6 protein-coding genes, 1 pseudogene and 1 riboswitch are annotated in these 7,478 nt (G+C 46.3%); of the genes and pseudogenes, 1 reads left to right on the top strand and 6 read right to left on the bottom strand.

Annotated elements, in window-relative coordinates; genetic code table 11:
• A pseudogene (locus tag FYJ57_RS08070) lies at positions 1-279 on the bottom strand (sirohydrochlorin cobaltochelatase); the annotation flags it as partial.
• A gap of 301 nt (positions 280-580) precedes the next feature.
• Positions 581-773: riboswitch (cobalamin riboswitch) on the bottom strand.
• 227 nt (positions 774-1,000) lie between these two features.
• Positions 1,001-1,636 carry a YczE/YyaS/YitT family protein gene (locus FYJ57_RS08065; protein ID WP_022173193.1) on the bottom strand — a complete coding sequence of 212 codons (636 nt, stop codon included), beginning with the start codon at positions 1,634-1,636 and terminating at the stop codon, positions 1,001-1,003.
• A 189-nt stretch (positions 1,637-1,825) separates the two neighbouring features.
• Here FYJ57_RS08065 and FYJ57_RS08060 point away from each other — a divergent pair, with 189 nt between their 5' ends.
• Positions 1,826-2,761, top strand: a complete 936-nt coding sequence (locus tag FYJ57_RS08060; RefSeq protein WP_154432288.1) for an AraC family transcriptional regulator — start codon at positions 1,826-1,828, stop codon at positions 2,759-2,761.
• A gap of 91 nt (positions 2,762-2,852) precedes the next feature.
• Here FYJ57_RS08060 and rnhA read toward each other — a convergent pair whose 3' ends face one another.
• The 4 genes from rnhA to hemB form a co-directional block, all read right to left on the bottom strand.
• Complete coding sequence (gene rnhA, locus FYJ57_RS08055) at positions 2,853-3,329, bottom strand: ribonuclease HI (protein ID WP_022173191.1); 477 nt, start codon at positions 3,327-3,329, stop codon at positions 2,853-2,855.
• A 13-nt stretch (positions 3,330-3,342) separates the two neighbouring features.
• Positions 3,343-5,034, bottom strand: coding sequence for a MutS-related protein (locus FYJ57_RS08050; protein WP_154432287.1), 1,692 nt, complete (start codon positions 5,032-5,034; stop codon positions 3,343-3,345).
• Between the two features lie 70 nt (positions 5,035-5,104).
• Positions 5,105-6,385 carry a glutamate-1-semialdehyde 2,1-aminomutase gene (gene hemL / locus FYJ57_RS08045; protein WP_154432286.1) on the bottom strand — a complete coding sequence of 427 codons (1,281 nt, stop codon included), beginning with the start codon at positions 6,383-6,385 and terminating at the stop codon, positions 5,105-5,107.
• The gene (hemB, locus tag FYJ57_RS08040) at positions 6,385-7,368 is read right to left on the bottom strand and encodes a porphobilinogen synthase (protein WP_178745794.1); all 984 of its coding nucleotides are present in this window, start codon (positions 7,366-7,368) and stop codon (positions 6,385-6,387) included. The genes hemL and hemB overlap by 1 nt, the downstream gene beginning before the upstream one ends.
• Positions 7,369-7,478: the final 110 nt, after the last annotated feature.

Raw genomic sequence — 7,478 nt, 5'->3', positions numbered from 1 at the left:
TTCTTTACACTGTTCGTCAGTGTTGTCGTTTCTTTCCTGCACATAGATCTGATCGATCAGGGCTGCTACTTTATCTGCTGCCTCCTGGTCAGATGCACTGTCATCTGCGGCTTCTTCGGTGGCTTCTTCTGTCGGTTCTGCTTCTTCTGTGGCTTCTGCATCCTGTGTTGTTTCTGTTGTTGTGGATGCACTGTCATCCTTTGCTGTGTTTCCACATCCTGTCATCATGGACATGGTCATAGCTGCTGAAAGCATCAGCACTACAATTTTCTTTTTCATCTCATGGTTCCTCCTGTCTTTGTCCTTTTGAGATTGTGTACCACGGTGGTACAGGACGGCTCTCCGAAGAAGGTTGTCTGGGGTCTTGCCCGCATGAAACGTAAAAAACCTCCGTCCGGAGACGAAGGTAGTAGGTACTACATTTGGAATTCTTCTTATAGTTTCAGAATCAGTTTCAGGGATACCAGAACCGTTTAACGGTTATAGATGTTTCTTTCACCATAAGTGCCGGAAAAACCATTTTTATACAAGCAAACAGGTTTTTCTTTCGTACTGCCAATTCCTCGTGGCCTGAACTTTCGTTCCCGTACTGCGCAAAGGCAGGTCTCCCGGCTGATCGCTCAAGCGGTTTGACACCTTCCCGGTTTCCCAGTGGTTTTTGTCTTCCCTCGCGAATCACGGTGACGAGTTCGTACAGGATTCACACCTGTTTCCCTTTTCACCGGATTAACAGAAATCTTCTGTCATCCGACACCTTACGCTTTTCTATGTGGTCGATATTCGGTAATTTTTACCGTTATCTTTTTAACAGAATGAGTATATCATTCTGCGTGCATACTGTCAATCATTATTCCGTGATTGTTGGAAAAACTCACGAAAAAATACACCGGATGCTGTGCTGTCTGCTCTCACACCGTTTTTCAAAATATGATTTCAAATATACTCCGTGCTCACAGAAAATCCGCTGGGACACCAGCGGATTTTCCCTTATTCTCATTCTTTATTTGTGAAACAGTTCTCCTGCTGCCATCTTATCCGTTAAATGTTCCCTGCAAAACTGGATAAATGGTCCCATGCAAAAAGCATACACCAGAGTAGCCAGTCCCAGGTCTCCTCCCAGAGCAAACCCGACAGCACAGCACACCACATCGGTACCGATTCTCACTGCGCGGAAGGGAAATTTTGTTTTCTCTGCAATTGTCAGTGCCTGTGCATCGTATGGAGATACCCCAAGTTCTGAAGAATAGTACAAAGCTGAAGAAATAGAAATCAACAGTACAACGATCAGCAATAAGATAACACGAACTGCCATTGAGGGATGTTCCCCCACCACTTTTACAACTGCTTTTCTGGTGGCGTCTGTAACAAATCCGCTGAAAAACAGATTGACAACCGTTGCAATTCCAAGTAATTTTCTATTAAAAATAAATGCTATACTCAGCAAAACGGCACACACCACAATATATACGGTCTGATATGTCGCATGAAAGGCATTGGAAAAACCGAAAATAATAACACTAAACGGATCCACTCCAAGTCCCGAAATCTTTTGAAGCCCCACAGAAACAGCAGTCAGTGCTATTCCGATTACCGCCATCGCGATACGAACCCCCAGATTATTCTTTTTTGTTCCCATAATAAAAGATCCTCCTTCTCTTCCTCTCTCCTGAAAATCAGATTTTCATCTGTTTTTTATAACAAAATCATTCTGAACTTCCTTTCTTGTGTTTTAACACAAAAGACAGTATAATAATTTCACAGGAATTCAGCTATCACAATATCTGCAATTTCTATAACAAAATCAACATAATCCGAGGTACCGCTTATGTCAACAAACTGTCCTGTCATTTCCACCCAGAAAAATCTGAAAGAAAATCAGCTTCATGGCAGCCATGATTTTCCGGTTGATATCCACATGGATTATTTTCCAGTGTCGGAAAGCGGGGAACATACCCTGTATGTTCCCATGCACTGGCATCCGGAAGTGGAATTTCACTATCAGCTTCAGGGATCTGTACGGATTCAGGTTGAATTAACTGAATATGTGCTCCACCCCGGAGAGGTGCTCTGGATCAATGCCAAACAGCTGCACGATTGTCATCCTGTGGGAAGTGAAACAGCAGTATCTCATACCATTATCTTTCACCCAGCTTTTATCTACGGTACCGAGTCCAATATTCTTTTCCGAAAATACGTAAAACCTCTGCTCGGTAATCCGGCAACTCCTGCACTTTATATACGTCCGGAAGATCCTGAACAGCAGATACTTCTGGATATTCTTTACAAGTGTGGAATTCTTCATCAGGAACAACCGGAAACCTGGGAATTGCAGATTCTCTCCCATCTTTCCACCACCTGGGGACTTCTCTGGAAAATGAGTCAGCGACCTGGCTTTACGATCGCTCCCGCCAAAAAAATATCCAGAGACAGAAAAACACTGGATACGTTTCTTACTTATATTCACTCTCATTATACCGGTAAAATATCTTTGAAGGATCTTGCAGATGCAGTCTCTGTAAGTCCCGGGGAGTGTGAAAGACTCTGCAAACGTCTTCTCCACCAGACACCGATGAATTATCTGATGACTTACCGTATCGAACAGAGTATTCCTTTGCTTGTCAATACCTCGTATACCATCACAGAGATCGCTTTACAGGTTGGGTTCTCCGGTGCCAGCTATTATACGGAAATCTTTCACCGTATCATGGGAATCACACCAAGCGATTACCGCTACCGGATCCGTGGAGATCTTCCCGGTTGATACTGCTAGAGCATGTCTGAAAAAGGCTTTTATATACAAAAAGAACATGTATTTTAACTATTAATATAATTAAAATACATGTTCTTTTTCTTTATGCAATCCCCGGGTCCACCAACAGATTGTCTCCATCCGCCGCAGAGGTTGCCAGATAATCGCACCGCTCGTTCATCTCATGGCCGTCATGACCTTTCACCCAGATAAATTCCACCTGGTGTGGTTCTTTCGCCTGTAACAGACGTTTCCACAGATCCACATTTTTTACCGGCTCATTCTTTCCACGCTTCCATCCTTTTTTGATCCAGCCATCGATCCAATGCTGGTTGAAGGCATCTACCAGATACTTGGAATCGGAATATAACTGAATCTGGCAGGGACGGTTCAGGGCTTCCAGACCCACGATCGCTGCCATCAGCTCCATCCGGTTATTTGTCGTCTTTTTATATCCTGCGGAAAGTTCTTTCTCGTGAAGATTTCCATTTCGATCAGTATAATGCAGGACACAGCCATATCCTCCCGGTCCGTCCGGGTTACCTCTGGCTGCGCCGTCGGTATAGATTTTCACTAACATAACAGTTCTCCTTTTATTTCCACACACCGGTTTCTTCAAAGTGTTTCGCGCTCTCCTGTGCCGCCTCGATAATCTTCGGATCATAACCGATCATAGCAAGCAGGCGGATCGCATTTCTCGTCATGGCTCTGCCGGTGCGGAGTTTATAGTCAAATACCACATCATTTTCCTGAATCTCTTCCTCAAAGTGATAGTTATCATACTCTTTTTCCAGGACATAGGACAGTTCGATATCGTGCGTTGCCGCCATGGCAAGAACTTTCGGTTTTGCCAGAGAATGCAGGATCTGTGAGGATGCGGCGATTCGCTCGATGGTGTTGGTTCCGCGAAGAACCTCATCCACGATACAAAGCACCGGTTCCGGTTTCTCACACTCTTCCAGAATTCGTTTCAGGGAACGGATCTCTACCATATAGTAGCTCTCGCCACCTGCCAGATTGTCCCGCAATGCCATAGAAGTAAGGATCTTCATAAAACTTCCACAGTAATCCTTTGCAATACAGGTGTGTACGGTCTGAGCCAGAATGGTATTGATCGCAATGGTTTTTAAAAATGTAGATTTTCCGGAAGCATTGGATCCGGTGATCAGCACTCCCCTCTGCATCTGTATGCTGTTTGCAACCGGATCGCCGATCAGCGGATGATACAGTTTCTCCACTTTCAAAGATGCACCCTCCCGGTCATTCACTTCCGCGAATTCGGGTTGACTGTAATAAGGCAGACTCTCCCGGAACGAAGCAACCGCAATCAAAGCATCTAACTCTCCCATCGCCTGATACATATCTTCGATGGTGGATTCATTCCCTTCTACATGTTTCAGCATCGAATAAAACTTGATAAAATCCACCTGAAAGATAATGCGAAGATAGGAGACAATGATTGCTTCCAGACCGTCCTGTACAGAATTCGTCGAAGCCACCAGAAAAGCACCCCGGCGGAAACTTTTCATTTTCTTTCTGCCTGTCCGGATCCGGTCAAGATAGGTCTGAATCACCGGATTGTCCAGTTTTTCAAACTGATCCGCTGCCCGCAGAAGACGAAGGATACAGACAAAGCAGTTCAGATACGGTTCAATCCTTTTGGAATCCCGTGTATGAACCACCGCACTGACGCAGAGCATCAGAAGCAACAGAAACATACACGGGATCGGGCGGATCAGCGTAGCGACAATTGCCGCTGCCGAAAGTCCTGCCAGCAGAGGGTATTTTCCTCTTCCTCTGCGATCCACGTCTTTCAATGCATCGATATAATCCGCAATAGACATTTTCCAGATCTTTTTGACCTCATTTACCCGTGTCAGCACCTGAATCCGTTCTTCTTCATGGGTCTGAAAATATGCAATCAGCCGTTCTCTTTCATCCAACACGTTTCGATCCATCTGCGGCTGGCGCAATATCTGGTAAAGTACATCTTCGCCGCAGGAAGAAAGTGTATTGTTTATACGTATAAAAATTTCATCCATCTGCAGATCGTTCCAGGTGATATCATCGATCATAAACTGCTCTCCCTCATTCCGTTTCGCATAATGGGAGATGCTTTCCAATTCCTCCTGGGTATATTCCCGATCCGGTACGGTTCCCCACCGCTGTTTCAGATGCCGCAGAAACCATTTGCGCTGCCGGATCTTATCCCAGATGATCATGGCAGCGCACAGGATCAGGATGCCCCCTGCCGTGAGCAGGGTTATCATCCATTCACTTTTCATTTATTTGATATCCTCTTTGATTAACCGTTTCGTGCCTTCGCAGTTGCAGGCCCTGAACGGTTTCCTCTACTTACTCCTGTTTCAGGAATCCCTCAAAGATTTCCAGTGTCTCTTTGGTTGTCTCTTCGGTATGGGCATTAGATAAGAACATTGCCTCGAACTGGGACGGTCCCAGATGGATACCATGTTCCAGCATATAGTGGAAGTAACGTGCAAACTCCTCTGTGTCAGAAGTTTTTGCGTCTTCATAATTTTCCACATCCTGATCGGTGAAATAGATACATCCCAGAGATTCGATATGGTTGACTTTCCATGGTTTTCCGTATTTTTTCACCAGTTCTTTCATACCTTCATACAGCTTTTCTCCCATCTGGCTCATATGAGTATAGATTTCCGGATGATTTTTCAGGATTTTCAGCTGTGTCAGACCTGCGGCCATAGCTACCGGATTACCGCTCAGAGTTCCTGCCTGATATACATGGCCTACCGGTGCGATCACTTCCATGATCTCCCGTTTTCCGCCAAAAGCACCTACCGGCATACCGGCACCGATGATTTTTCCGTAAGTCACCAGATCCGCCTCGATTCCGAACCGCTCCTGCGCACCACCGAATGCCAGACGGAAACCTGTAATTACCTCATCAAAGATCAGAACTGCACCATGATTCGTACAGAGTTCACGAAGACCTTTTAAGAAGCCTTCCTTTGGAAGTACCACACCCATATTAGCTGCGACCGGTTCCACGATCACGGCTGCGATCTGTCCTTCGTTTTCTTCAAACAGCATCTTAACGCTTTCGAGGTTGTTGTATACAGCCGTCAGGGTATCCTGGGTTGCTCCCGCCGGTACGCCGGCACTGTCCGGGATTCCTGCCGTCATCACACCGGATCCTGCTTTTACTAACAGAGCATCGGAATGTCCGTGATAGCATCCGGCGAATTTGACGATTTTATTTCTTCCTGTATAGCCTCTGGCGGCACGGATCGCACTCATCACGGCTTCTGTTCCGGAATTGACCATTCGGATCATCTCGATGGACGGAATATTTTCACAGATAAATTCCGCCATCTCCACCTCGATCTCGGTAGCCGCACCGAAACTCAGACCGCTCTCTGCTTTCCGGATCACGGCGTTCAGAACTTCCTGATTGTTGTGTCCGAGAATCATCGGTCCCCAGGAACTGATATAATCAATATATTTTTTGCTGTCTGCATCCACTACATATGGGCCTGATGCACCCTCGATAAATCTTGGAGTCATCCCTACAGAACCATAGGCACGTACCGGGCTGTTGACACCTCCCGGGATAACCTTCACTGCTCTTTCAAATAATTCATCTGATCTGCTCATTATCCGATTCTCCCTTCGTCCATACATTTTGCCAGTTCTTTTGCATAATACGTCAGATAAATCTGTGCGCCGGCACGATAGGTGCTCACTGCCATCTCGCACATGATTCTCTCTTCATCGATCCAGCCTTTCTGTGCCGCTGCTTTCACCATCGCGTATTCTCCGCTGACACTGTAGGCTGCTACCGGAACATTGGTCACTTCTTTTACTTTTGTGATCATATCCAGATAGGAAAGTGCCGGCTTTACCATGATGATGTCGGCTCCTTCATCCACATCAAGAAGAGCTTCTTTCACACCTTCCCGGCTGTTGTGCGGATCCATCTGGTAACTTTTTCTGTCTCCGAATGCCGGAGCAGAATCTGCCGCTTCACGGAACGGTCCGTAGAACGCAGATGCGTATTTTACTGCATAGGACATGATCGGGATCTCTTTGTGACCGTTTTTATCTAACATCCTGCGGATCGCCAGAACACGGCCATCCATCATATCAGAAGGTGCCACCATGTCCGCACCTGCCTGTACATGGGAAAGAGCTGTCTTGGCCAGCAGATCCAGAGTGCTGTCGTTTTCCACTTCATGCCCGCAAAGCATGCCACAGTGCCCATGACTGGTATATTCACACAAACACACATCGGTAATATAATACAGCTCCGGGAATTTTTCTTTTCCCACCTGAAGCGCCCGCTGTACGATGCCATCCTGGGCATACGCCTGACTGGCAATCTCATCTTTGTGATCCGGGATACCAAAAAGCATCACACTTCCCACACCTGCTTTCGCCAGGCGTTCCAGTTCATATGGCAGACGATCCAGCGTGTAGCGGAACTGTCCCGGCATGGACGGAATCTCATCTTCTCTTCCGGTGCCTTCCTGTACAAACATCGGATAAATCAGGGAAGACTTGTCCATCCGGGTCTCCCGTACCATCTTTCTGATTGTCTCTCCTCCGCGGAGTCTTCTCGGTCTCTTTATCATATCCATGACTGTTCTTCCTCTTTTCTTCTGTCACTTTCTATCTTAGCTTGGTTTCATTCTCTCTGCCGTCCGCTGTTTTCCTGCTTTCGCTACAGAGTGAATTCCCTGCAGATATT

The sequence above is a fragment of the Oliverpabstia intestinalis genome, assembly GCF_009696065.1.
Taxonomy (GTDB): domain Bacteria; phylum Bacillota; class Clostridia; order Lachnospirales; family Lachnospiraceae; genus Oliverpabstia; species Oliverpabstia intestinalis.
Note: the sequence above shows the minus strand (reverse complement) of the source record. Positions and strands in the feature narration are given on the sequence as shown.